The sequence below is a fragment of the Pseudomonas urethralis genome (assembly GCF_021602465.1).
Lineage (GTDB): Bacteria > Pseudomonadota > Gammaproteobacteria > Pseudomonadales > Pseudomonadaceae > Aquipseudomonas > Aquipseudomonas vlassakiae.
On record NZ_BQIJ01000001.1, the window covers coordinates 78,066 to 102,088 of the forward strand.

At 60.9% G+C, this 24,023-nt stretch carries 22 protein-coding genes; 3 read left to right on the plus strand and 19 right to left on the minus strand.

Annotated elements, in window-relative coordinates; all coding sequences use genetic code 11:
* The first annotated feature begins 5 nt into the window (after window positions 1-5).
* On the plus strand, window positions 6-869 hold the full coding sequence (locus L6D64_RS00350; protein ID WP_176506494.1) for a pirin family protein: 864 nt from the start codon (window positions 6-8) through the stop codon (window positions 867-869).
* Window positions 870-1,000: 131 nt separating this feature from the next.
* On the opposite strand, the gene L6D64_RS00355 is transcribed toward L6D64_RS00350, so the two are convergent.
* The 4 genes from L6D64_RS00355 to L6D64_RS00370 form a co-directional block, all read right to left on the minus strand.
* Window positions 1,001-1,726 (minus strand): dienelactone hydrolase family protein, encoded by a 726-nt coding sequence (locus L6D64_RS00355; protein ID WP_176506495.1) that lies wholly within the window; start codon window positions 1,724-1,726, stop codon window positions 1,001-1,003.
* A 63-nt stretch (window positions 1,727-1,789) separates the two neighbouring features.
* Window positions 1,790-3,697 (minus strand): molecular chaperone HtpG, encoded by a 1,908-nt coding sequence (gene htpG / locus L6D64_RS00360; protein ID WP_054884048.1) that lies wholly within the window; start codon window positions 3,695-3,697, stop codon window positions 1,790-1,792.
* 69 nt (window positions 3,698-3,766) lie between these two features.
* On the minus strand, window positions 3,767-4,249 hold the full coding sequence (locus tag L6D64_RS00365; protein ID WP_176506496.1) for a PaaI family thioesterase: 483 nt from the start codon (window positions 4,247-4,249) through the stop codon (window positions 3,767-3,769).
* The gene (locus tag L6D64_RS00370) at window positions 4,246-4,722 is read right to left on the minus strand and encodes a PaaI family thioesterase (protein WP_176506497.1); all 477 of its coding nucleotides are present in this window, start codon (window positions 4,720-4,722) and stop codon (window positions 4,246-4,248) included. Before L6D64_RS00370 ends, L6D64_RS00365 begins: the two co-directional genes overlap by 4 nt.
* A 153-nt stretch (window positions 4,723-4,875) precedes the next feature.
* Here L6D64_RS00370 and L6D64_RS00375 point away from each other — a divergent pair, with 153 nt between their 5' ends.
* A complete protein-coding gene (locus L6D64_RS00375) occupies window positions 4,876-5,151 on the plus strand; it encodes a hypothetical protein (protein WP_060512806.1) in 276 nt (91 codons plus the stop codon).
* 51 nt (window positions 5,152-5,202) lie between these two features.
* Here L6D64_RS00375 and L6D64_RS00380 read toward each other — a convergent pair whose 3' ends face one another.
* The 11 genes from L6D64_RS00380 to sdhC form a co-directional block, all read right to left on the minus strand.
* Complete coding sequence (locus L6D64_RS00380; protein ID WP_176506498.1) at window positions 5,203-5,955, minus strand: DUF599 domain-containing protein; 753 nt, start codon at window positions 5,953-5,955, stop codon at window positions 5,203-5,205.
* A 187-nt stretch (window positions 5,956-6,142) separates the two neighbouring features.
* On the minus strand, window positions 6,143-7,456 hold the full coding sequence (gene brnQ, locus L6D64_RS00385; RefSeq protein ID WP_054884053.1) for a branched-chain amino acid transport system II carrier protein: 1,314 nt from the start codon (window positions 7,454-7,456) through the stop codon (window positions 6,143-6,145).
* 372 nt (window positions 7,457-7,828) lie between these two features.
* The gene (gene sucD, locus L6D64_RS00390) at window positions 7,829-8,713 is read right to left on the minus strand and encodes a succinate--CoA ligase subunit alpha (protein WP_004376004.1); all 885 of its coding nucleotides are present in this window, start codon (window positions 8,711-8,713) and stop codon (window positions 7,829-7,831) included.
* Window positions 8,713-9,879, minus strand: coding sequence for an ADP-forming succinate--CoA ligase subunit beta (sucC, locus tag L6D64_RS00395; protein WP_054884054.1), 1,167 nt, complete (start codon window positions 9,877-9,879; stop codon window positions 8,713-8,715). Before sucC ends, sucD begins: the two co-directional genes overlap by 1 nt.
* 172 nt (window positions 9,880-10,051) lie before the next feature.
* Complete coding sequence (lpdA, locus tag L6D64_RS00400; protein WP_176506499.1) at window positions 10,052-11,488, minus strand: dihydrolipoyl dehydrogenase; 1,437 nt, start codon at window positions 11,486-11,488, stop codon at window positions 10,052-10,054.
* A gap of 93 nt (window positions 11,489-11,581) precedes the next feature.
* A complete protein-coding gene (gene odhB, locus L6D64_RS00405; protein WP_176506500.1) occupies window positions 11,582-12,805 on the minus strand; it encodes a 2-oxoglutarate dehydrogenase complex dihydrolipoyllysine-residue succinyltransferase in 1,224 nt (407 codons plus the stop codon).
* 42 nt (window positions 12,806-12,847) lie between these two features.
* Entirely contained in the window at window positions 12,848-15,679 is a 2,832-nt protein-coding gene (locus tag L6D64_RS00410; protein WP_054884057.1) for a 2-oxoglutarate dehydrogenase E1 component, read from the minus strand.
* Between the two features lie 246 nt (window positions 15,680-15,925).
* Window positions 15,926-16,630, minus strand: coding sequence for a succinate dehydrogenase iron-sulfur subunit (locus tag L6D64_RS00415; protein ID WP_012315348.1), 705 nt, complete (start codon window positions 16,628-16,630; stop codon window positions 15,926-15,928).
* Window positions 16,631-16,641: 11 nt separating this feature from the next.
* Complete coding sequence (gene sdhA / locus L6D64_RS00420; RefSeq protein WP_176506501.1) at window positions 16,642-18,414, minus strand: succinate dehydrogenase flavoprotein subunit; 1,773 nt, start codon at window positions 18,412-18,414, stop codon at window positions 16,642-16,644.
* A gap of 3 nt (window positions 18,415-18,417) precedes the next feature.
* Window positions 18,418-18,786 carry a succinate dehydrogenase, hydrophobic membrane anchor protein gene (gene sdhD / locus L6D64_RS00425; protein ID WP_027921320.1) on the minus strand — a complete coding sequence of 123 codons (369 nt, stop codon included), beginning with the start codon at window positions 18,784-18,786 and terminating at the stop codon, window positions 18,418-18,420.
* Complete coding sequence (gene sdhC / locus L6D64_RS00430) at window positions 18,780-19,166, minus strand: succinate dehydrogenase, cytochrome b556 subunit (protein WP_012315350.1); 387 nt, start codon at window positions 19,164-19,166, stop codon at window positions 18,780-18,782. Before sdhC ends, sdhD begins: the two co-directional genes overlap by 7 nt.
* A gap of 350 nt (window positions 19,167-19,516) precedes the next feature.
* Between sdhC and gltA the strand changes: the two genes are divergently transcribed.
* The gene (gene gltA, locus L6D64_RS00435; protein WP_054884059.1) at window positions 19,517-20,806 is read left to right on the plus strand and encodes a citrate synthase; all 1,290 of its coding nucleotides are present in this window, start codon (window positions 19,517-19,519) and stop codon (window positions 20,804-20,806) included.
* Window positions 20,807-20,875: 69 nt separating this feature from the next.
* On the opposite strand, the gene L6D64_RS00440 is transcribed toward gltA, so the two are convergent.
* The 4 genes from L6D64_RS00440 to L6D64_RS00455 all read right to left on the minus strand — a co-directional run bounded on the left by L6D64_RS00440 (window position 20,876) and on the right by L6D64_RS00455 (window position 23,874).
* Window positions 20,876-21,481: an START domain-containing protein gene (locus L6D64_RS00440; RefSeq protein WP_176506520.1), complete on the minus strand. Its 606-nt coding sequence runs from the start codon at window positions 21,479-21,481 to the stop codon at window positions 20,876-20,878.
* Window positions 21,482-21,514: 33 nt separating this feature from the next.
* Window positions 21,515-21,769 carry a YkgJ family cysteine cluster protein gene (locus L6D64_RS00445; RefSeq protein ID WP_176506502.1) on the minus strand — a complete coding sequence of 85 codons (255 nt, stop codon included), beginning with the start codon at window positions 21,767-21,769 and terminating at the stop codon, window positions 21,515-21,517.
* Window positions 21,770-21,893: 124 nt separating this feature from the next.
* Window positions 21,894-22,364: a hypothetical protein gene (locus L6D64_RS00450; protein WP_176506503.1), complete on the minus strand. Its 471-nt coding sequence runs from the start codon at window positions 22,362-22,364 to the stop codon at window positions 21,894-21,896.
* Window positions 22,365-22,431: 67 nt separating this feature from the next.
* A complete protein-coding gene (locus tag L6D64_RS00455) occupies window positions 22,432-23,874 on the minus strand; it encodes an aminotransferase-like domain-containing protein (protein ID WP_054884063.1) in 1,443 nt (480 codons plus the stop codon).
* Window positions 23,875-24,023 lie beyond the last annotated feature (149 nt).

Below are 24,023 nucleotides of genomic sequence, written 5' to 3' on the forward strand. Positions count from 1 at the left end.
CCGCCATGAGCAGCCCCCTGATCATCCGCCCACGCGCCGAATCGGTCGAGGGCCAGCCGATCCTGCGCCCGCTGCCCTCGGCACAGTGCCGCAGTGTCGGCCCCTTCGTGTTCTTCGACCATATGCTCGAAACCGACTATGCGCCGGGCCATGGCATGGATATTCGCCAGCATCCGCATATTGGCCTTTCCACCCTCACCTACCTGTTCGAAGGCGCGATCCTGCACAAGGACAGCCTGGGCTCGGAGCAGCGCGTCCTGCCTGGAGACGTAAGCTGGATGACCGCCGGCAGAGGGGTAGCGCATGTCGAGCGCACGCCTGCGGACGCCCTGGCCCATGGCTCACGCTTGCACGGGCTGCAGGTGTGGCTGGCCGCGCCAAAGGCGCTGGAACAGGGCGAGCCGAGCTACAGCCACCATCCAGCGGCAAGCCTGCCGGTCAGCGACAGTTTGGGCGTGCGCATCTGCATGATTGCTGGCAGTGGGTTCTGCCTGAAGTCACCGGTGCCGGTGCTCTCCCCTACCCTCTATGCCCATGTGCTCATGCAGCCCGCTACCACGCTGGTGGTGCCGGCCGAACATGTGCAACGTGCGCTGTATCTGCTCGATGGTGAGCTGCTGATGGACGACGAAGCAGTCGAAGCCTGTAGCCTGGTCGTGCTGCCGGAGGGGGAAGAGGTCACGCTGTATGCGGAGGAAGAATGCCAGCTGGTGCTGATTGGCGGCGAGCCACTGGATGGGCCGCGGCGGATGAACTGGAATTTTGTGGCCAGTGATGGGGAGCTGATCGAGCGGGCCAGGGCCAGGTGGGCTGCCGGGGATTGGCCGACGGTGCCGGGGGAAACCTCAAGAATCGAGTTGCCTCGCTGAATCGGGGCCGCGTTGCGGCCCATTCGCGGGTAAACCCGCTCCTACAGGGAGCGCGTTGCTTTCAGAGGCAGCGCAGCACCTGTAGGAGCGGGTTTACCCGCGAATGGGCTGCAAAGCAGCCCCTCAGAACATCAACGCTGGAACACTTCAGCAAGCAGGTTGTGCATCGCGCGGAACGCCCGCTCCGAGGTGCGACGGTCGTACTGCATCTTGCCCGGCACATTGGCGCTCGGGTCGGTGAACGAATGCACCGCTCCACCGTAGCTCAGCAATTGCCAGTCCACCTTGGCGGCGTTCATTTCGTCCTCGAACGCAGGCAATTGCTCCTTGGGTACCAGCGGGTCGGAGGCACCATGCAAGACCAGCACCGAGCCCCTGATACGCTTGGCATCCTCAGGGTTCGGGGTATCCAGTGTGCCGTGGAACGACACCGCAGCCTTCAGGTCGGCACCGCTACGGGCCAGCTCCAGCGCACAGCAGCCACCGAAACAGAAGCCGAAGGTGGCTACCTTGCCCGGCTCAAGCAGCGCCTTGGATTGCCCCAACAGTTGATCCAGCGCTTCCTTCATGCGCTTGCGCAGTTCGCCCCGGTCATTTTTCAGCGGCATCATTGCCGCCCCGGCCTCATCGGCATTGGACGGACGCACCGACTGCCCGTACAGGTCGGCAATCAGAACCACATACCCCTTCTCGGCCACTTCCTTGGCGATACGCTCGGCGCCGTCACCAATACCCATCCAGTTCGGCGCCATCACCAGGCCCGGGCGACCCAGCGCACCTGGCTCGTAGACCAGGCGGCTTTCATAGGTCTTGCCGGACAGGTGATAGACCAGCGATTCGACGATTACCTTGCTCATCAAGCACTCCTTAGGCACTGACTATAAAAAAGCCCGCCGAAGCGGGCTTTCCTGTGCATCAACTCAAGCAGACAGCTCGACCAGTAGCTTGTTCAGGCGACGAACGTAAGCTGCCGGATCCTTCAGGCTATCACCGGCCGCCAGCGCGGCCTGATCGAAGAGGATGTGCGACAGTTCGGCAAAGCGGTCTTCGCTCTGCTCGTTGTCCAGCTTCTCGATCAGCGGGTGAGTCGGGTTGAATTCGAAGATCGGCTTCGATTCCGGCACCTTCTGGCCGCTGGCTTCGAGGATCTGGCGCATTTGCAGGCCCAGGTCCTGTTCGCCAATGGCAAGGATCGCCGGCGAGTCGGTCAGGCGGTGCGAGACGCGGACTTCGGCGACGCTGTCACCCAAGGCACCTTTCAGACGCTCGACCAGGCCCTCCTTGTCCTTGGCCACTTCTTCCTGGGCTTTCTTGTCCTCTTCCGAGTCCAGCTTGCCCAGGTCGAGATCGCCACGGGCGACGTCGACGAATGCTTTGCCATCGAACTCGTTGAGGTAGCTCATCAGCCACTCGTCGATACGGTCGGTCAGCAGCAGGACCTCGATGCCTTTCTTGCGGAAGACTTCCAGGTGCGGGCTGTTCTTGACCTGAGCGTAGGATTCGCCGGTGAGGTAGTAGATCTTGTCCTGACCTTCCTTGGCGCGTGCCAGGTAATCGGCCAGGGCAACGCTCTGCTCGCCGCTGTCGTCCTGGGTGGAGGCAAAACGCAGCAGGCCGGCGATCTTTTCCTTGTTGGCGAAGTCTTCAGCCGGGCCTTCCTTCAGCACCTGGCCGAAGTTCTTCCAGAAGCTCTTGTACTGCTCAGGCTCGTTCTTGGCCAACTTCTCCAGCATGTCCAGCACGCGCTTGGTCAGCGCAGTTTTCATCGAGTCGATGATCGGGTCTTTCTGCAAGATCTCGCGGGACACGTTCAGCGACAGGTCGTTGGAATCCACCACACCCTTGATGAAGCGCAGGTACAGCGGCAGGAACGACTCGGCCTGGTCCATGATGAACACGCGCTGAACGTACAGCTTCAGGCCACGTGGCGCTTCGCGCTGGTACAGGTCGAACGGCGCACGGGCCGGCACGTACAGCAGCGAGTTGTACTCAAGCTTGCCTTCGACCTTGTTGTGGCTCCAGGCCAGCGGGTTCTCGAAGTCATGGCCGATGTGCTTGTAGAACTCCTGGTATTCCTCGTCCTTCACCTCGGAGCGCGAACGGGTCCACAGGGCGCTGGCGCGGTTGACGGTTTCCCATTCCTGCGCGGGCTTTTCTTCGCCTTCAGCGGCTTGAGCCTGCTCCTTGGGCAGTTCGATCGGCAGGGCAATATGGTCGGAGTACTTCTTGACCACATTGCGCAGGCGCCAACCATCGGCGAACTCCAGCTCGCCCTTCTTAAGGTGCAGGACGATACGGGTGCCACGCTGCGGCTTGTCGATGGTGGCAACTTCGAATTCACCTTCGCCCTTGGACGACCAGTGCACGCCTTCGGCAGCTGGCAGGCCAGCGCGGCGGCTGTATACATCGACCTTGTCGGCAACGATGAAGGCCGAGTAGAAGCCGACACCGAACTGACCGATCAGGTGCGAGTCCTTCTTCTGGTCACCGGTGAGGTTCTTCATGAAGTCGGCGGTGCCGGACTTGGCAATGGTGCCCAGGTGGGCGATGACATCCTCGCGGCTCATACCGATGCCGTTGTCTTCGAGGGTCACGGTACCGGCGTCCTTGTCGAAGCTCAGGCGGATCTTCAGGTCGGCATCGTTCTCGAGCAGTTCTGGCTTGGCCAGGGCCTCGAAGCGCAGCTTGTCGGCGGCGTCGGAGGCGTTGGAGATCAGCTCACGCAGGAAGATCTCCTTGTTCGAGTACAGCGAATGGATCATGAGGTGCAGCAGCTGCTTTACCTCGGTCTGGAAGCCCAGCGTTTCTTTTTGAGTCTCCACACTCATGGTCTTCAAAACTCCGATCTGATGGCAGTGGCGCCCCGCGGCCGACATGGCCAGCGTTAACGGCGGATGTCATGCAGATGGGGGCTGCCCAGACGATTTCAAGGGCTTTTCCGGTTCGATCTTGAAGTGCGCGCGGGCGGTGGCGATCGGTGACTGGCGGTCAGCCTGCCAGGCAGTGATGGCGACGTTGGTGACCCGCCGCCCCTGACGCCAGAGCTGGCACTGGGCGTAGGTGTCGCGCAAGTATCCGGCGCGCAGGTAGTCGATGGAAAAATCGATGATCTTCGGAATACTCGCGCTTTCGCTGTAGATCAGTAGGTAGAGCGCTGCGGACAACTCCATGAACCCGGCGATCACGCCGCCATGGATGGCCGGCAGCAAGGGGTTGCCGATGTTGTCCTGGTTGGCCGGCAGGCGAAACAGCAGGTCATCGCCCTCACGCTCGCACTCGATGCCAATCAGGCCTGCATAAGGGATCAAGGCCAGTAACGGGCGGTAATCACCGACAGCGTGGGCCGCATTCAACTGCTGACGAATGCTCTCAGGAATCATGCCCCGCCCTCCTTCAGGGTGTTGGCGAAACCGATGCCGCCTTTGATCTGCTGGCCCAGACGCATGAAGGTGCCGACCACTTGGCAGATCGGCTGATCCGGGTCGTCCTGGTAGGCGCTACCGCGGGTGAAGATCACATCGCGGGTGACCCGGTAGCATTGGGCATGGCCATAGATGGGCTTACCCGCTTCGGCCGGGTGCATGTAGTCGATGCGCAGGTCGAGGGTCGGGCACACCTCGAAGCGCGGCAGCACGCACAGGGTGGCCATGCCGCAGGTGGTATCCATCAGCGTGGTCAGGGCGCCGCCATGCACCGCGCCGGTCTGCGGGTTGCCGACAATCGACGCTGACCAAGGCAACATCAGCGTCATGCCGTCGCGGTCGGCATGGACCACACGCATCTGTAACAACTGGCAATGCTTCAATGCTGAAAGAAAGCGTTCGGCCATGGCCTGCAAGCTTGATGCGTTCATATGCAGTTCCCAGGATCACTGCCGTTACGGCACAAAAACAGTAAAAAGTCCATATAGAACACGGCGTTATATATCTGTAAAAAACGTGGAACTAATTCCACACCGCCGAACTCGAAGGAACAACTCAGTTATTCACCAAGAGGAAACACCCCCATGCGTAAACCTTTTGCTTTTGCTCTGATGCTGGCTGCTGCCATGGGCCTGGCTGCTTGCGATAAAGCGAGCGAAGACAAAGCCCAGGACGCACAAGAACACCGTGAACAAGCCCAGGAAAAGATGGGTGATGCTCAGGATAAGATGAACGACGCCGCCAAGGAAAACGCCGAAGCCGCCAAAGATCAGGCCGAAGCCGAGCAGAAGGCCGCCGAAGAGGCCGCCCCGACTACTCCGGCACCGACCACCGCGCCTGCCGAACCTGCCAAGCAGTAAACGACAGGCACAAAAAAACCCGACATTGTCGGGTTTTTTTGTGCCTGCGTCTTACGAGTTAATCGTTTCAGTCTTGGTATTGGGCACTTCTGTCGGGACACTTTCGGTGGGGGTGAACACCATGACGTCCAATACGTCGGAATGGAACTCTCGGCGATACAGAATCAGCACTACCCCGACGCTCACGATCATGAACAGCCACGGGCTGATAAACCACGTGAGCATGGCCATGCCGAAGTAATAAGAGCGCAGGCCGAAGTTGAACTGGTTGGCCGCCAGCGAGAGCACCCGCGCCGCCCGCGAGGCAAACGCCTTGCGCTCCAGTTCGTTGACCTGGCGTTCACCAATCATTGGCGCGGACCCCACCAATACCGCGGCAAAGTTGTACTGGCGCATGCACCAGCTGAAGGTAAAGAAGGCGTAGACGAAGACCATCGCCAGGCACAGCAGCTTGGTTTCCGACATACCCTGGGATGCCTGCTGTACCAGCGGCAGGTCTGCAAGCAGCGACAGGGCGCGATCCGAAGCACCTAGCACGGTGAGAATACCGGCAAGGATGATCAGCGTGCTGGAGGCGAAAAACGAGGCGTTGCGCTCCAGGTTACCAATCACGCTGGCGTCGGCGATGCGGTTGTCGCGCAGCAGCATGCGGCGCATCCAGTCTTCCCGGTATAGATGCAGCACGCTGGCCAGGCAGGCGGTGTCTCGGCCTTTCCAGATGGCATAGCGGGTGTAGCCGCCCCAGCAGAGGGCGAACCAGCAGACGGCCAGGAGGTTGTGTAGATTGCTTTGGATGAAGTTCATGCAGGATTCCCGAGAGCCAGGTGCACAAAGGATAGTGACCGGGTTTCGACGCCCACAAGCGGCAAAAGGCACAACCTGAAACGAAAAAGCCCCGCATCCATACGGATTCGGGGCTTGCGGGTTTCAACCCTTGGCCAGCACCCTGCGGCTCGTGACCGGTGCTGCCCTCAGGCTTCGACCTATGCCATCAGGCCAAGGCTTCGCGCGGCTTGCCGAGCAGGCGGTCGCAGGCCACTGCGCCAACCAGCGTTACCACCGAAGGTACCAGCCAGGCCAGGCCTTGATCGCTCAGCGGCAAATGCGCCAGAACGTCTGGCAAGACATGGGCAATCTCGCTGCCCTTGATCGCGTCGACGATACCGAACACCAGCGACACCAGCATCACCGGGGCCAGGATACGGGTCGGCGAATGCCACAGCTCCTTCACGAAGCTCAGCCCCACCACCACGATGCATGGGGGATAGATGGCGGTCAGTACCGGGATCGAGAACATGATCAACTTGGTCAGGCCCAGGTTGGAGATCAGCAACGAGAAGCCTGCCAGGATCACCACCAGAGCACGGTACGACAGCGGCAGGACCTGGCTGAAGTATTCGGCACAGGCACAGGTCAGGCCGACCGCAGTCACCAGGCACGCCAACGCGATCAGCACGGCGAGGAAGCCACTGCCCAGCGAGCCGAAGGTGTGCTGCACATAGGCATGCAGGACAGCGGCACCGTTGGTGGCACCGGCGGCAATCTCATGGCTGCCGGCACCCAGGCGGAACAGGCTGATGTACACCAGCGCCAGGCCAACACCAGCGATCAGGCCAGCGATGATGGCATACCGAGTGATCAACTTTGGCGATTCGACACCGCGCGAGCGGATGGCATTGACGATGACGATACCGAATACCAGGGCACCGAGGGTGTCCATGGTCAGGTAGCCATCGGAGAAGCCCTTGGAGAACGCAGCGGCCGCATAGGCCGGCTGAGCTTCACCGATGGTTCCGGCCGGCAGCGCGAAGGCAGCGATGCCCAGCACCGCCAGGGCAATGATCTTCAGTGGCGCGAGGAAGCGACCGACGGTGTCGAGCAGTTTGCCCGGATACATCGACACAGCCAGTACCACGGCGAAGTACACCAGGCTATAGATGAACAGCGCTGTCGGGCTTTCACCGGTCAGCGGCGCCACACCCACTTCGAACGACACGGTCGCGGTTCGCGGCGTCGCGAACAGCGGGCCGACCGACAGGTAGCACACGGCAGCCAGCAGGCCACCGAAGAACTTGCCGATCGGGCTGCTCAGGGCATCCATGCCGCCACCGACCTTGGCCAAGGCGACCACGGTAATGACCGGCAGGCCCACGGCGGTGACCAGGAAGCCCAGGGCCGCCATCCACACGTGCGGGCCAGACTGCAGGCCAACGATAGGCGGGAAGATGATGTTGCCCGCGCCTACGAAAAGCGCAAACGTCATAAAGCCAAGCGCCAGGATATCCTGGCCTTTGAGAACTTTCATTTAAGGTAGTACCACACTGCTGAAATCGGGATTCGAGAGGGGATTTCCCTTTGGATGAGGGAAATGCTGCCCGGCTTGATAGGCCAGACCCGTTTAGCGTGTCGTTCCCTTTTGGGGTACGGGCACAGAGTGAACGCGTAGATTAACCGTTTTACCCGGCAAACGCACTGGCACAGTGCTGCTTGTCCGATGTGCGTACATGTTTGTCGTCTGTGTGACCGTGAACAGTAGGAATTATCCTCTGATTGAAACATTCGTCTGCGCGAAAATTCCTATCAAATCTATCGAAAAACCTAACTGCCTGTTCGAACCGCAAAAACGACAAAGGCCACCCGAAGGTGGCCTCTGTGCGCGTGGGGGGTATAGCAGGTATTACTTCTTGACTTCCCAGCCAGTCAGCTCGGCCAGGGCCTTGCCGATGTCAGCCAGGGAACGCACGGTCTTCACACCAGCGTCCTGCAGCGCGGCGAACTTCTCGTCCGCGGTGCCTTTGCCGCCGGAAATGATGGCGCCAGCGTGGCCCATGCGCTTGCCCGCCGGGGCAGTAACACCGGCGATGTAGGAAACGACTGGCTTGGTGACGTTGGCCTTGATGTAGGCCGCCGCTTCTTCTTCAGCCGAACCGCCGATCTCACCGATCATGACGATCGCTTCGGTCTTCGGGTCTTCCTGGAACAGCTTCAGGATGTCGATGAAGTTGGAGCCCGGGATCGGGTCGCCGCCGATGCCCACGCAGGTCGACTGGCCGAAGCCGGCGTCGGTGGTCTGCTTGACCGCTTCGTAGGTCAGGGTGCCGGAACGCGAAACGATGCCGACCTTGCCTGGCAGGTGGATGTGGCCTGGCATGATGCCGATCTTGCACTCGCCCGGAGTGATCACGCCTGGGCAGTTAGGGCCAATCAGGGTCACGCCCAGTTCGTCGCACTTGACCTTGGCATCCAGCATGTCCAGGGTAGGAATGCCTTCGGTGATGCAGACGATCAGCTTGATGCCGCCGAAGGCTGCTTCCAGGATCGAGTCCTTGCAGAAAGGAGCCGGAACGTAGATGACCGAAGCGTCAGCGCCGGTGGCTTCCACGGCTTCCTTGACGGTGTTGAACACCGGCAGGCCCAGGTGGGTGGTGCCACCCTTGCCTGGCGTAACGCCGCCGACCATCTTGGTGCCGTAGGCGATGGCCTGTTCGGAGTGGAAAGTACCCTGCGAGCCGGTGAAGCCCTGGCAGATGACTTTGGTATCTTTATTGATCAGGACGCTCATTACTTGCCCTCCGCAGCTTTGACAACTTGTTGAGCAGCGTCGGTCAGGCTGGTGGCCGCAATGATGTTCAAACCGCTTTCTGCCAGTACTTTAGCGCCCAGTTCGGCGTTGTTGCCTTCAAGGCGAACGACAACCGGAACTTTAACGCCGACTTCTTTCACTGCACCGATGATGCCTTCGGCGATCATGTCGCAGCGAACGATGCCGCCGAAGATGTTGACCAGAACGGCCGCGACGTTGGTGTCGGACAGAATGATCTTGAACGCTTCGGTAACGCGCTCTTTGGTAGCGCCGCCGCCCACGTCGAGGAAGTTGGCTGGCTTGCCGCCGTGCAGGTTGACGATGTCCATGGTACCCATGGCCAGGCCGGCACCGTTGACCATGCAGCCGATGTTGCCTTCGAGGGCAACGTAGTTCAGTTCGAACTTGGCAGCGTGGGCTTCACGGGCGTCGTCCTGCGACGGGTCGTGGAAAGTCTTCAGCTTAGGCTGACGGTACATGGCGTTGGCGTCGATGTTGATCTTGGCATCGAGGCAGTGCAGGTCGCCATCGGCCTTGATCACCAGCGGGTTCACTTCCAGCAGGGCCAGATCGTGATCCTTGAACAGCTTGGCCAGGCCCACGAAGATCTTGGCGAACTGTTGAACTTGCTTGCCTTCCAGGCCCAGCTGGAACGCCAGCTCACGACCCTGGAACGGCTGAGCGCCAACCAGTGGGTCGATGGTAGCCTTGAGGATCTTCTCAGGCGTGTCGTGCGCCACTTTCTCGATGTCCACGCCACCTTCGGTGGAAGCCATGAACACGATACGGCGGCTCGAACGATCCACTACAGCGCCCAGGTACAGCTCTTTGGCGATGTCAGTGCAGGATTCGACCAGAATCTTGGAGACGGGTTGACCGTTGGCATCAGTCTGGTAGGTAACCAGATTCTTGCCCAACCACTGTGCAGCGAACGCCTTGGCGTCTTCCTTGCTGCGAACCAGCTTGACGCCGCCCGCCTTGCCGCGACCACCTGCGTGAACCTGGGCTTTGACTACCCACTCGTTCCCGCCGATCTTGTCGCAGGCTTCTGCTGCAGCTTCAGGGGTGTCGACTGCGAAACCCTTGGAAACTGGCAGGCCGTACTCAGCGAACAGCTGCTTACCCTGATACTCGTGAAGATTCATGCTTTTTACCGTCTTCGTTAGGTACTGCGCTTCGGCGCTGCGCCATTGCTGGCGCCGCACCACCTGTGACCATTGACCCCGGGTTTTCCCGTGTTGTCCGGTCCGGCGGACGTTCCGCGGTGAGTCATGCACGCAAGACTCACGACGGGCAGCCCGCCGTGGTTTCTTATAATTAACGCTTCTTACGGTTGGCCACGTGAATGGCGCCGCCATTCACTGCCAGCGCTGCTTCATGCAGCGCTTCGGACAGGGTTGGATGGCTGAAGACCATCATGCCCAGATCCTCGGCACTGGTGCCGAATTCCATTGCGATCGCGCCCTGCTGTACCAGTTCGGCAGCCGATGGGCCAATCACGTGAACACCCAGAACGCGGTCGGTCTTGGCGTCAGCGATGACCTTGACGAAACCACCGGTATCGTTGGCCGCCATCGCACGGCCGCTGGCCGCGAACGGGAAGGTGCCTACGTTAACCTCAACACCCTCGGCCTTCAAGGCTTGTTCGGTCTTGCCGACCCAGGCGATTTCCGGGTGGGTGTAGATGACCGAAGGGATCAGGTCGTAGTTCATCTGGGCCTTGTGGCCCTTGATGCGCTCGACGACCATGATGCCCTCTTCCGAAGCCTTGTGGGCCAGCATCAGACCACGCACCACGTCACCAATGGCGTAGACGCCCGGTACGCTGGTAGCGCAGTAGTCATCGACATAGATGTAGCCACGCTCGTCGATGGTCACGCCGCTGTCTGCAGCTAGCAGATCGGTGGTCACCGGGCGACGGCCGACCGCGACGATCAGCTTGTCGAAGGTGATCTTCTGCTCGCCTTCGGCGTTGGTGTAGGTCACTTCGACTTCGTTGCCGTTGACTTTCGAGCCGGTGACGCGAGCGCCCAGCTTGATGTCCAGGCCTTGCTTGGTCAGGGTTTTCTGGGCTTCTTTCGACACCGCGGTGTCAGCAGCCATCAGGAAGGTGTCCAGGGCTTCCAGGACAGTGACCTCAGCACCCAGGCGAGCCCATACCGAGCCCAGCTCAAGGCCGATGACACCAGCACCGATCACGCCCAGGCGCTTCGGTACGCTCTGGAACTCCAGTGCGCCGGTGGAGTCGACGATGACGTTCTGGTCGACCGGAGCCGGTGGAATGTCGATCGGACGCGAGCCGGAAGCCAGAATCACGTTCTCGGCTTCGATGACTTCAGTGGTGCCGTCGGCCTTGGTGACTTCGACCTTCTTGCCAGCCAGCAGCTTGCCGTGGCCCTGGATCGAGGTCACGCCATTGGCCTTGAACAGGGTGGCGACGCCACCGGTCAGGTTTTTCACGATGCCGGCCTTGCGGCCAACCATCGCGGCGACGTCCATCTTCACTTCGCCAGTGGAGATACCGTGGACGTTGAAGCTCTCTTTGGCTTCCTTGTACTTCCAGGAGCTGTCCAGCAGCGCCTTGGACGGAATGCAGCCTACGTTCAGGCAGGTGCCGCCCAGGGCCAGCCTGCCCTCGGCGTCGGTGTACTTCTCGATACAGGCAGTCTTCAGACCAAGTTGTGCGGCCTTGATGGCAGCAACATAGCCGCCAGGACCTGCACCGATTACCACTACGTCGAATTTCTGGGTCATAAAAGATTCCTTATCAGCTACAAGCTACAGGCCGCGGACCGCGCGGCGTGGCTTCTTGCGAAGCCAGGCCCGGCACGGTACGCAGCCAGAGGGTTAGATGTCCAGCAGCAGGCGAGACGGATCTTCCAGCAGGTTCTTGATGGTGACCAGGAAGGTTACCGCTTCCTTGCCATCGATCAGGCGGTGATCGTAGGACAGTGCCAGGTACATCATCGGGCGGATAACCACCTGGCCGTTGATGGCCATCGGACGCTGGATGATGTTGTGCATGCCCAGGATGGCAGCCTGTGGCGGGTTGACGATCGGGGTCGACATCATCGAGCCGAAGGTACCGCCGTTGGTGATGGTGAAGGTACCACCGGTCATCTCTTCGATCGACAGCTTGCCGTCACGGGCCTTCTTGCCGAAGGTGGCGATGCCGTTTTCGATTTCAGCCAGGCTCATCGACTCGGCGTTACGCAGCACCGGAACCACCAGGCCACGGTCGCTCGACACGGCAACGCCGACGTCGGCGAAGCCGTGGTAGACGATGTCGTTGCCGTCGATCGAGGCGTTGACCGCCGGGAAGCGCTTCAGGGCTTCGGTGGCGGCCTTGACGAAGAACGACATGAAGCCCAGGCGTACGCCGTTGTGGGTCTTCTCGAACAGGTCCTTGTACTTCGAACGCAGGGCCATGACTTCGGTCATGTCGACTTCGTTGAAGGTGGTCAGCATGGCCATGTTCGACTGGGCTTCGACCAGACGCTCGGCGATCTTGGCGCGCAGACGGGTCATCGGCACGCGCTTCTCGGTGCGGTCGCCAGCGGCAACGACAACCGGGGCAGCGGCGGCGGCGGCAGCCGGCTTGGCCGCCGGGGCCGGGGCCGACTTCTTGTTGGCGACGGCGGCGACGACGTCTTCCTTGGTGATGCGCCCGCCTTTGCCGGTGCCGGCAACGGTAGCCAGGTCGATAGCGTTCTCTTCGGCCAGCTTGCGTGCGGCAGGTGCAGCGATCGGGTCATCTTCGCCAGCGTCGGCAGCAGCAGCGGCAGCCGGGGCAGCAGCGGCCGGAGCAGCTGCTGGGGCAGCGGCAGCAGCACCACCTTCAACGATCGAACCCAGCACTTCGTCGGACAGGACGGTGTCGCCCTCGCCCTTGACGATGGCGCCCAGCACGCCGTCAGCGGTGGCCAGCACTTCCAGGACGACCTTGTCGGTCTCGATGTCGACGATCAGCTCGTCACGCTTGACGGCCTCGCCCGGCTGCTTGTGCCAGGTGGCAACGGTGCCATCGGCAACCGATTCCGGGAAGGTTGGGGCTTTGATCTCGATAGCCATTATCTGTGTTTCCTTAAATTCGGTTTCAGGTGCGCGAAGGCATTAGACAGTGAAGGCGTCTTGCAGCAGTTTTTCCTGCTGCTCGGCGTGCTTCGATGCGTAACCACAGGCTGGCGCGGCGGAAGCGTCGCGGCCGGCGTATTCCAGGACCAGTGCCTTGTTGTGGCGGCCCAGGATCCGGCGCATGTGGTGCTGACTGCTGTACCAGGCGCCCTGGTTCATCGGTTCTTCCTGGCACCAGACCGCATGCTTGAGGTTGGTGTATTGCGCCAGGATTTCGACCAGGTCGTCCTCAGGGAACGGATACAGCTGTTCCAGACGCAGGATCGCGATGTCTTCGCGGCCTTCGGCACGGCGTTTTTCCAGCAGGTCGTAGTAGACCTTGCCGCCGCACAGGATCAGGCGTTCGACCTTGGCCGGATCGAGGCTGTCGATTTCCGGGATCACGGTCTGGAACGAGCCTTCGGCCAGATCTTCCAGGGTCGAGACGGCCAGCTTGTGGCGCAGCAGCGACTTCGGCGTGAGGACAATCAGCGGCTTGCGCAGCGGGCGAATGACCTGACGACGCAGCAGGTGGTAGATCTGTGCCGGGGTGGTCGGTACGCAGACCTGGATGTTGTGCTCGGCGCACAGCTGCAGGTAACGCTCCAGACGCGCGGAGGAGTGCTCCGGCCCCTGCCCTTCATAACCGTGTGGCAGCAGCATCGTCAGACCGCACAGGCGGCCCCACTTGTGCTCGCCGCTGGTGATGAACTGGTCGATCACCACCTGGGCACCGTTGGCGAAGTCGCCGAACTGAGCTTCCCAGATCACCAGCGCGTTCGGCGTGGTGGTCGAGTAGCCGTATTCGAACGCCAATACCGCCTCTTCCGACAGGAAGGAGTCGTACAGTTCGAAACGCGGCTGGCCCGGGAACAGGTTCTTCAGCGGTACGTAGGTGCTGGCGTCCTTCTGGTTGTGCAGCACCGCATGACGGTGCGAGAAGGTACCACGGCCGATGTCCTGGCCGGTCATGCGGATCGGGTGACCTTCGAACTGCAGCGTGGCGTAAGCCATGGTCTCTGCATAACCCCAGTTGATCGGCAAGCCACCGGCCTGCATCTTCTGGCGATCTTCGTAGATCTTCGCGACCTGACGCTGGACGACGAAGCCTTCCGGCAGCTCCAGCAGCTTGGCCGACAGGTCCTGCAGGGTCTTGAGGTCGAAGCGGGTATCGTGACGGGCAGTCCAGGCATGGCCCAGGTACGGACGCCAGTCGACGAACAGCTCGCGGTTCGGCTCCTTGACCAGGCTCTTCACCACGTGCAGGCCGTTGTCCAGGGCGTTGCGGTACTCGTCGATCTTGGCCTGAGCGCGCTCGGCGTCGATGCGACCGGCCTGGATCAGCGAATCGGCATACAGCTCACGGGTGGTGCGCTGCTTGGAGATCTGCTGGTACATCAGCGGCTGGGTGCCATTCGGCTCGTCGGCCTCGTTGTGGCCGCGACGACGGTAGCAGACCAGGTCGATGACCACGTCACGCTTGAACTGCATGCGGTAATCGATAGCCAGCTGGGTCACGAACAGCACGGCTTCCGGATCGTCACCGTTGACGTGCAGGATCGGCGCCTGAATCATCTTGGCGACGTCGGTTGCATACTCGGTGGAACGTGCGTCCAGCGGGTTGCTGATGGTGAAACCGACCTGGTTGTTGATCACGATGTGCACGGTACCGCCGGTCTTGAAACCGCGGGTCTGCGACATCTGGAAGGTTTCCATGACCACGCCCTGGCCAGCGAACGCGGCGTCGCCGTGGATCGAGATCGGCAGAACCTTGTCACCCACGGTGTCGTTGCGACGGTCCTGACGGGCGCGCACCGAACCTTCCACCACTGGCGAGACGATTTCCAGGTGGGACGGGTTGAACGCCATGGCCAGGTGCACTTCGCCACCCGGGGTCATCACGTTGGAGGAGAAGCCCTGGTGATACTTCACGTCACCGGAGCCCAGCTCGTTCATCTTCTTGCCTTCGAACTCGTCGAACAGCTCGCGCGGGTTCTTGCCGAAGGTGTTGACCAGCACGTTCAGACGGCCGCGGTGGGCCATGCCGATCACGACTTCCTTGGTGCCGTAGGAACCGGAGCGCTGGATCATCTCGTCCAGCATCGGGATCAGGCTTTCGCCGCCCTCGAGGCCGAAACGCTTGGTGCCTGGATACTTGGTGCCCAGGTACTTCTCGAGACCTTCACCGGCGGTCACGCGCTCGAGCAGGTGCGTCTGCACGTCGACCGAGAATTCCGGACGGCCGCGCACGCTTTCCAGGCGCTGCTGGAACCAGCTGCGCTGCTCGGAATCGACGATGTGGGTGAACTCGGCGCCAATGGTGCGACAATATGTCTTCTGGAGCGCCTCGAAGATCTCGCGTAGGCTCGCCTCCTCTTTGCCGATGAACAGGTCGCCGGCACGGAAGGTCGTATCAAGATCGGCATTGGTCAAGCCGTAGTGATTGATCGACAGGTCTACAGGCGCAGGTCGCTGCCACAACCCCAACGGGTCGAGCTTGGCAGCCTGATGGCCGCGCATACGATAGGCCTGGATCAGTCGCAGAACTTCAACCTGCTTCTTCTCGTGTTCTGTGCTCACGCTCCCGGCGGAAACCGGTTGTGCGCGGCGCTGGTTCTTTGCCAGCAGTACGAAATGGTCGCGGATCGTCGAGTGCGATACATCGGTAGCGGTGCTGCCGTCGGCTGGCAACTTCTGGAAGTAAGTGCGCCACTCTTCTGGCACAGCGTTAGGGTCGTGCAGGTAGAGCTCGTAGAGCTCTTCCACATATGCAGCGTTACCACCTGAAAGGTGGGCGCTATCCCACATGCGCTGCATCACGCTTTCTTGCATGCTTGGTCACCCTCGGTTAGGGGACTGATCGGCGAGAGCCACAGCAAACCTGGAAAAGTCCGAATAAAGCGACTGAACCACGCCACTTGGATCCTGCTGATTTTCCGGGTACCAGCCCGGAAAGCCCCTGCTGGTCTCATATCTTCATAGGTATCGAGCGCGGGCTTTTTGGGTCCTTGCTCAGGTTTTACCTCAGTGCGGGCTCAGCGCCCGCACCTCGGCTTACTGCAGTTACAACGCTTTGTATCAGGTGCCGCTTTGCAGCAGCATGTTACGTACGTGACCGATTGCCTTGGTCGGGTTCAGACCCTTCGGGCAAACGTTGACGCAGTTCATGATCCCGCGGCAGCGGAATACGCTGAACGGGTCATCCAGGGACGCCAGGCGCTCCTGGGTCTTGGTGTCACGGCTGTCGGCCAGGAAACGGTAGGCTTGCAGCAGAGCGGCCGGGCCCAGGAACTTGTCCGGGTTCCACCAGAACGACGGGCAGGAGGTCGAGCAGCAAGCGCACAGGATGCACTCGTACAGACCGTCCAGCTTGTCGCGGTCTTCCGGCGACTGCAGGCGCTCGATGGCCGGAGCCGGCGTATCGTTCTGCAGGAACGGCTTCACCTTCTCGTATTGCTTGTAGAAGATGCTCATGTCGACCACCAGGTCACGAATGACCGGCAGGCCTGGCAGCGGACGCAGGACCAGCTTGTTGCCCTTGACCACGCCCGACAGCGGGGTGATGCAGGCCAGGCCGTTCTTGCCGTTCATGTTCATGCCATCGGAACCGCAAACGCCTTCGCGGCAGGAGCGACGGTACGAGAAGCCCTCGTCCTTTTCCTTGATCAGCGCCAGCACGTCCAGCACCATCAGGTCCTTGCCACCGGTATCGACGTCGAACGACTCCATCTTGGGCGCCGAGTCGGTGTCCGGGTTGTAACGATAAACTTCGACTTTCAACATAGCAGCCACCCTTAGTAAGTCCGGACTTTTGGTTCGAAGGCTGGAACAGTCTTCGGCGCAAAGTTGACACCACGCTTGGCGACGCGCTTCTCACCCGGGTAGTACAGGGTGTGGCACAGCCAGTTTTCGTCGTCACGGTCTTCGAAGTCTTCACGGGCGTGAGCGCCGCGGGACTCTTTACGGGCTTCGGCCGCAATGGCGGTAGCTTCGGCGACTTCCAGCAGGTTCTGCAGCTCCAGCGCTTCGATACGCGCGGTGTTGAAGGCCTTGGACTTGTCGTTGATCTTGACGTTGGCGATGCGCTCACGCAGGCCAGCCAGCTGTTCGATACCCTTCTGCATGTATTCGCCAGTACGGAATACACCGAAGTAGTTCTGCATGCAGCTCTGCAGCTCACGCTTCAGGCTGGCAACGTCTTCACCGGAAGTACGCTCGTTGAGCTTGTTCAGGCGGTTCAGGGCGACATCGATATCGGTATCGCTGGCGTCGCGGTATTCCACGCCTTCGCTCAGCGACTTCTCCAGGTGCAGGCCGGCGGCGCGGCCGAACACCACCAGGTCGAGCAGCGAGTTGCCGCCCAGGCGGTTGGCACCGTGTACCGATACGCACGCCACTTCACCCACGGCGAACAGACCTGGAATGATCTGGTCCTTGCCTTCGGCGTCCATGGTGATGGCCTGGCCATGAATGTTGGTGGCAACACCACCCATCATGTAGTGGCAGGTCGGAACGACCGGCACCGGCGCAACGACCGGGTCGACGTGGGCGAAGGTCTTGGACAGTTCGCAGATACCTGGCAGGCGGCTGTGCAGCACTTCCTCGCCCAGGTGGTCCAGCTTCAGCAGTACGTGGTCCTTGTTCGGGCCCACGCCGTTGCCGGCGATGATTTCCTTGACCATGGAACGGGCAACCACGTCGCGGCCGGCCAGGTCCTTCGCGTTCGGCGCGTAACGCTCCATGAAGCGCTCGCCGTGGGCGTTGATCAGGTAGCCACCTTCACCGCGGCAACCTTCGGTGACCAGTACACCGGCGCCGGCGATGCCGGTCGGGTGGAACTGCCACATTTCGATGTCCTGTACCGGTACGCCTGCACGCAGGGCCATGCCGATACCGTCACCGGTGTTGATCAGGGCGTTGGTGGTGGAGGCGTAGATACGGCCGGCACCGCCAGTGGCCAGTACGGTGGCCTTGGACTTGATGTACAGGGTTTCGCCGGTTTCGATGCAGATCGCGATCACACCCACGAATGCGCCGTCCTGGTTCTTCACCAGGTCAACGGCGTAGTACTCGTTGAGGAAGGTGGTGCCGGCCTTGAGGTTGCCCTGGTACAGGGTGTGCAGCAGCGCGTGACCGGTACGGTCGGATGCGGCACAGGTACGGGCGGCCTGGCCACCTTTACCGAAGTCCTTGGACTGGCCACCGAACGGGCGCTGGTAGATGCGGCCGGTTTCGGTACGCGAGAACGGCAGGCCCATGTGGTCCAGCTCGAAGACCGCAGCCGGGCCTTCCTGACACATGTATTCGATAGCGTCCTGGTCACCGATGTAGTCGGAACCCTTGACGGTATCGTACATGTGCCAGCGCCAGTCGTCGTTCGGGTCGGCCGAAGCGATGGCGCAGGTGATGCCGCCTTGGGCGGATACAGTGTGCGAACGGGTCGGGAAGACCTTGGTGACTACGGCAGTCTTGTGACCGCCCTGGGCCAGCTGCAGCGCTGCGCGCATGCCGGCACCGCCGCCACCGATGATGATGGCGTCGAAGGAAATGGTTGGAATGCTAGCCATGGATCAGATACCCCAGAGAATCTGCACACCCCAGACGAAGTAAGCGAACATCGCAACGCCGCATACCGCCTGGAACAGGAAACGAATCGCAGTCGCCGACTTGCCGAACGACATCGGCGTCAGGTAGTCGGTGGCGATGGTCCACATGCCGACCCAGGCGTGAGCGCCAAGGGCAACCAGGGCCAGCAGACTGAAGATCCGCATCGCGTTGTTGGAGAACAGACCATGCCACTGGGTGTAGTCGATGCCTGGGTGGCAGACCACGTAGCCGATCAGGAAAATGAAGTAAGCCGCGAGAACGACCGCCGATACGCGCTGCGCCATCCAGTCATAGAGGCCCGAACGCGACAGGTTCGTGACATTGGTTACCATACCCAAACTCCCACCAGAACGATCAGCACCACGGAGATGACGATCACGATTTTCGAGCCCAGCTTGCCGCCTTCCAGCGTCTCACCGATGCCCATGTCCATGATCAGGTGGCGTACACCTGCCACGAGGTGATAAAGCAGGGCGGACAGCAGGCCCCAGGTCACGAACTTGGCCAGCGGGCTGGTCAGACACGCCTTCACCTCACCGAAGCCTTCCTCGGAACCCAGCGACTTGCCCAGTGCATAAAGCATGATGGCAAGGCCGAGGAACAGGATGACGCCGGAGATACGGTGCAGAATGGACGTGTACGCAGTGACAGGAAGCTTGATGGTCCTTAGGTCTAGGTTTACAGGTCGTTGGCTTTTCACGGCTTTTTTCACACTGAAGAGCCCCTAGCGAATCAGGGCAAAGTTGTTGGTAAGTGTACTGGTCAGGTACCCACCACCCAGGGAACGGCGACCCCAGCAGTTCGGGCTTGCAAGCCCATGGGAGTCGGGTGCCGAGTATAGACAGTTAGGCTGCTTATGACAACGTGACGGGGTAGCCCAAATAGCGGATTGCCTTTAGCGAGCAAAAGGCGTAAATGGGCGAGAATTTCGTGAAAAATCAGGCCTCGAAGGCCGTTTCAACCAGCCTTTAGGCAAATTGACATTCGAATTTACTTCTCTATAGTGGTGCGGGCCCTGCGTGGGGGGCTGTCTGATGATTTCAAGCATTAATAGGAGGCCACATGGCTGACAAAAAAGCGCAGTTGGTCATCGAGGGCGCTGCCCCCGTCGAGCTGCCCATTTTAACCGGCACCGTTGGTCCTGATGTAATCGACGTCCGCGGGTTGGGGGCCACTGGTCACTTCACCTTCGATCCTGGTTTCATGGCGACTGCCTCGTGCGAGTCGAAGATCACCTACATCGACGGCGACAAGGGCGTGCTGCTGCACCGCGGCTACCCGATCGAACAGCTCGCCGAGCAATCGGATTACCTGGAAACCTGCTACCTGCTGCTCAACGGCGAATTGCCGAATGCCGAGCAGAAGGCCCAGTTCGTCAGCACCGTCAAGAACCACACCATGGTTCACGAACAGCTGAAGTCCTTCTTCAATGGTTTCCGCCGCGACGCACACCCGATGGCGGTGATGTGCGGCGTGGTCGGCGCCCTGTCGGCGTTCTACCACGACTCCCTGGACATCAATAACCCGCAACACCGCGAAATCTCCGCGGTGCGCCTGGTCGCCAAGATGCCGACCCTGGCCGCAATGGTTTACAAGTACTCCATGGGCCAGCCGATGATGTACCCGCGCAACGACTTGTCGTACGCGGAAAACTTCCTGCACATGATGTTCAACACCCCGTGCGAGATCAAACCGATCAGCCCGGTACTGGCCAAGGCAATGGACCGGATCTTCATCCTCCACGCCGATCACGAGCAGAACGCCTCCACCTCGACCGTGCGCCTGGCAGGCTCGTCGGGTGCCAACCCGTTCGCCTGTATCGCTGCCGGCATCGCCGCACTGTGGGGCCCGGCCCACGGCGGCGCGAACGAAGCGGTGCTGACCATGCTCGATGAAATTGGCGATGTTTCCAACATCGACAAGTACATCGCCAAGGCCAAGGACAAGAACGACCCGTTCAAGCTGATGGGCTTCGGTCACCGGGTTTACAAGAACCGTGACCCGCGCGCCACCGTGATGAAGAAGACCTGCGACGAAGTCCTGGGCGAGCTGGGCATCAAGAACGATCCGCAGCTGGAACTGGCCATGCGCCTGGAAGAGATCGCCCTCACCGATCCGTACTTCATCGAGCGCTCGCTGTACCCGAACGTCGACTTCTACTCGGGCATCATCCTGAAGGCGATCGGCATTCCGACCAGCATGTTCACCGTGATCTTCGCCCTGGCACGCACCGTCGGCTGGATCTCGCACTGGAAAGAAATGCTCTCCAGCCCGTACAAGATCGGCCGCCCTCGCCAGCTCTACACCGGCGAACTGCAGCGCGACATCGTCGAGCTGAAGGACCGCAAGTAAGCCTTACCCGCCGAACGCAAAAGGCTGCCCTCGGGCAGCCTTTTTTATTGCCTTGCCGGCGAGTCGACCTCAGTTCTTCTCGGCCCGCTCGCGCAACGCCTTGAGGGTATTGAACGGCGAATCGACCACGAACTTGTTGGCGATCATCGAGGGCACGCTGCCGCCCGGCTCGGTGTGCACCTGGTAAGTCACTTCGGTACTGTCCCCCTTGGGCACCAGCTTCCAGAAACCTTCCACCTTCGCCACCCGCACAAAGCCCTTTTCTTCCGGGATATACGTTGGCTCTTCTTTGAGGTTTCGCGTCAAGCTGCCATCCGCACCCTTGACAGTGGTCACGCGCAACACCGAGTCCCGGGGCGTCACCGGCCACGGCGTATTGAACTGGGTGTAGGTCCAGCTCTGGTCGCCTTCGTGCTTGAGCAGCTTTTGCGACTTGCATTCGTGAATCCACGAGCAGGCCCCTGCCACATCCTCCTGCAGCGCCTGCACCTTGGCCAATGGCGCCTTGATGACGGTCACGCCCTGGTAGGCCTTGTTCTTGGAGCCCGGCACCTCACTGAGCGAGACCTTGATCCCCTCTTCGTCCTTGGCCACCTGCCAGTTCTCGGCCCAGGCAGCCGGCGCCAGCAGGACACCCATGCCACACAGCAGTGCAATACGCTTGAACGATCTCATCATGTTTATCCTTGTTGTCGAAGATCCAGCCTCTCACGCCGCCGTCATCTGCTCCCACCAGCCAAGAATCCTGATTGCCTCGTCGCGGTTGCTGCCGCACACCTCGATATCCGCCTTGAACCCACCGCACACCGCCGGCCGCTCGGGCTTGCCGAACAGGTCACAGAGGTTTTCAGGCGTCAGGTGCAGGCAGCGCTCGCCCGCAGGCTTGCCCTGTGGCATGCGCGGCATCGCCGAGCTGATGGATGGGGCGATGCAGCAGGCACCACAACCCTCACGACACTTCATGGCTGAATCAGGACTCCCTGGAACAAAACGGGACGAACGTCCCTGGATAGTAACCGCTCAAACATACGTTTGAAATTGCTGGCCCGATGAAATCTGCCGTGACCCGGCAGTCAGTTGAGCCTGCTCAATTGCGGAACTGGAAATCGATTGCCGCACCTTCCACATCGTGGCGACTGTCGTTGCGCAGCTGCAGCTGCATCTCGTTGCTGATCAAACGGCCGTTGAGCTGGAACGGACTGTCGCTGGATTCCGGTTTTTCGGCGAACATGGCGGGTAGCAACGGCTTGCGACGAGTCGTTGGGTCGCCGACCTCAGGCTCGAGATTGTTGACCATGTCTGCCGGCAGGCTCAAGTCCAGCCTGGCCTTGGGCAACGGCTGCGTGACCGCCTTGCTGACCGGCTTGGCTTTGACTTTGGCTTTGGCCTTGCTGGCGGCCGGCTTGGCCTTCGCTACCGGCTTCGCTGGCGCCTTGCCTGCTGCCTTGTCATGCCCCGCCTGCACCTGGCCAGCAGGCTGGGCAGCCTGAACCACACCGCAAGGCAGGTAGAACGGGGCAATACAGATACACAGGGCAGCACTACGCAACAGGTTCATGGACATCGACAGGCAGACGGGGCTGGAAAAGTGCGTATGCTCCCCGTTCCGCCCGCGGCTGGCAAGCCTACAAAAGCGAGGACTGCGATTCTCTGCATAATTGCTGGGCCAACAGGCCAAGCGTGATAACCGCGCGCTCGGCCTCCTTGTTCCATGGAATGCCACAGTTGAGCCGGATGCAGTGGTTGAACTGTTCGGTGTTACTGAAGATCAACCCGGGCGCGATACTGATGCCCTGCTCCAGCGCACGCACATGCAACTCTTGGGTATTGACCCGCCCCGGCAGGCTGACCCAAAGGATGAAACCGCCGGTTGGCCGGGTCATCTGGGTACCTTCCGGGAAGTGCTGCTGCACCGCCAGCTGGTAGGCGCTGAGGTTCTTGCGGTACTCCTGGCGGATATAGCGCAGGTGCCGGTCGTAGCCACCGTTCTCCAGGTACGCCGCCACGCCCATCTGCGTCACGCTGCACGCCGAATGAGTGGTGAAGGTCTGCAGGCGCTGGATTTCATCCTGGTAACGCCCTGCCACCATCCAGCCAACCCGCACCCCGGGCGAAAGGGTCTTGGAAAAGCTCGAGCAATAGATGACCCGGTCCAGCCGGTCGAAGGCCTTGAGCGCCTTGGTCTTGCCCTGCTCGAACATCAATTCGCCATAGATATCGTCTTCGACGATCTGGATATCGAAGTCCGACGCCAGGCGCAGCAACTGCTTCTGTCGCTCCTCAGGCACCGTGCCACCCAGAGGGTTGCTCAGGCGCGTGGTGAGCACCAAGGCCTTGATCGACCACTGGTTGGCGGCCAATTGCAAAGCTTCAAGGCTGATCCCAGTGGATGGGTCACTGGGGATTTCGATGACCTTCAGCCCCAGCAGGTCCGCCAATTGCAACAGCCCGTAATAGGTCGGCGACTCGGCTGCGATCAGGTCTCCCGGGCGGGTCAGCACCCGCAGCGACATCTGCAAGGCATCGACACAGCCATGTGTGACGATCACCTCGCGCGGGTCGACCAGCACACCGGCATCGCGCATGCGGATTGCGATCTGCCTGCGCAGTGGCTCGAAGCCAGGGCTGAACATATAGCTGAAGGCACGTGGGCTGTGAAAGCGGGTGACCTTGGCGATCTGCTGATGCAGCGCACGCACCGGCAGGTAGTCGACGTGCGGCACGGCGGCGCCGAACGGGAACACGCCATCGCGACGCGCCTCGGTCAGCACCTGCTGAATGATGCTGGCCCGCGTAACCAGCCCAGGGCGCTCCACGCGAGCGATATCCGGGGTCTGCGCGGTCAGGGCGGGAGTCTGGTGCACATAGTAGCCCGACTGCGGCCGGGCCCGGATCAAGCCCTGATCCTCGAGATTGGCGTAGGCCTGCAACACCGTGGCATGGCTGACGTTGAGCTGGGCGCTCATCTTGCGCACGGACGGTACGCGCTCACCTGGCTGATAGACACCGCGACGGATGTCATCGGCCAGTTGCTGGGCGATACGCTGGTACAGCAGCAGGTTGGTCATGGCGGTATCTCGATGCGCAGGCGGCCTGTTGTTCTTGTACGACTTTACTGACGGTAGAGCATACCGTAACAGTTGCAAAGTGTACTGGGACAGATGGCAAGTTAGTCAACAATACAGTGTGTGACCGCCATCTAAATGATTAACCGCGG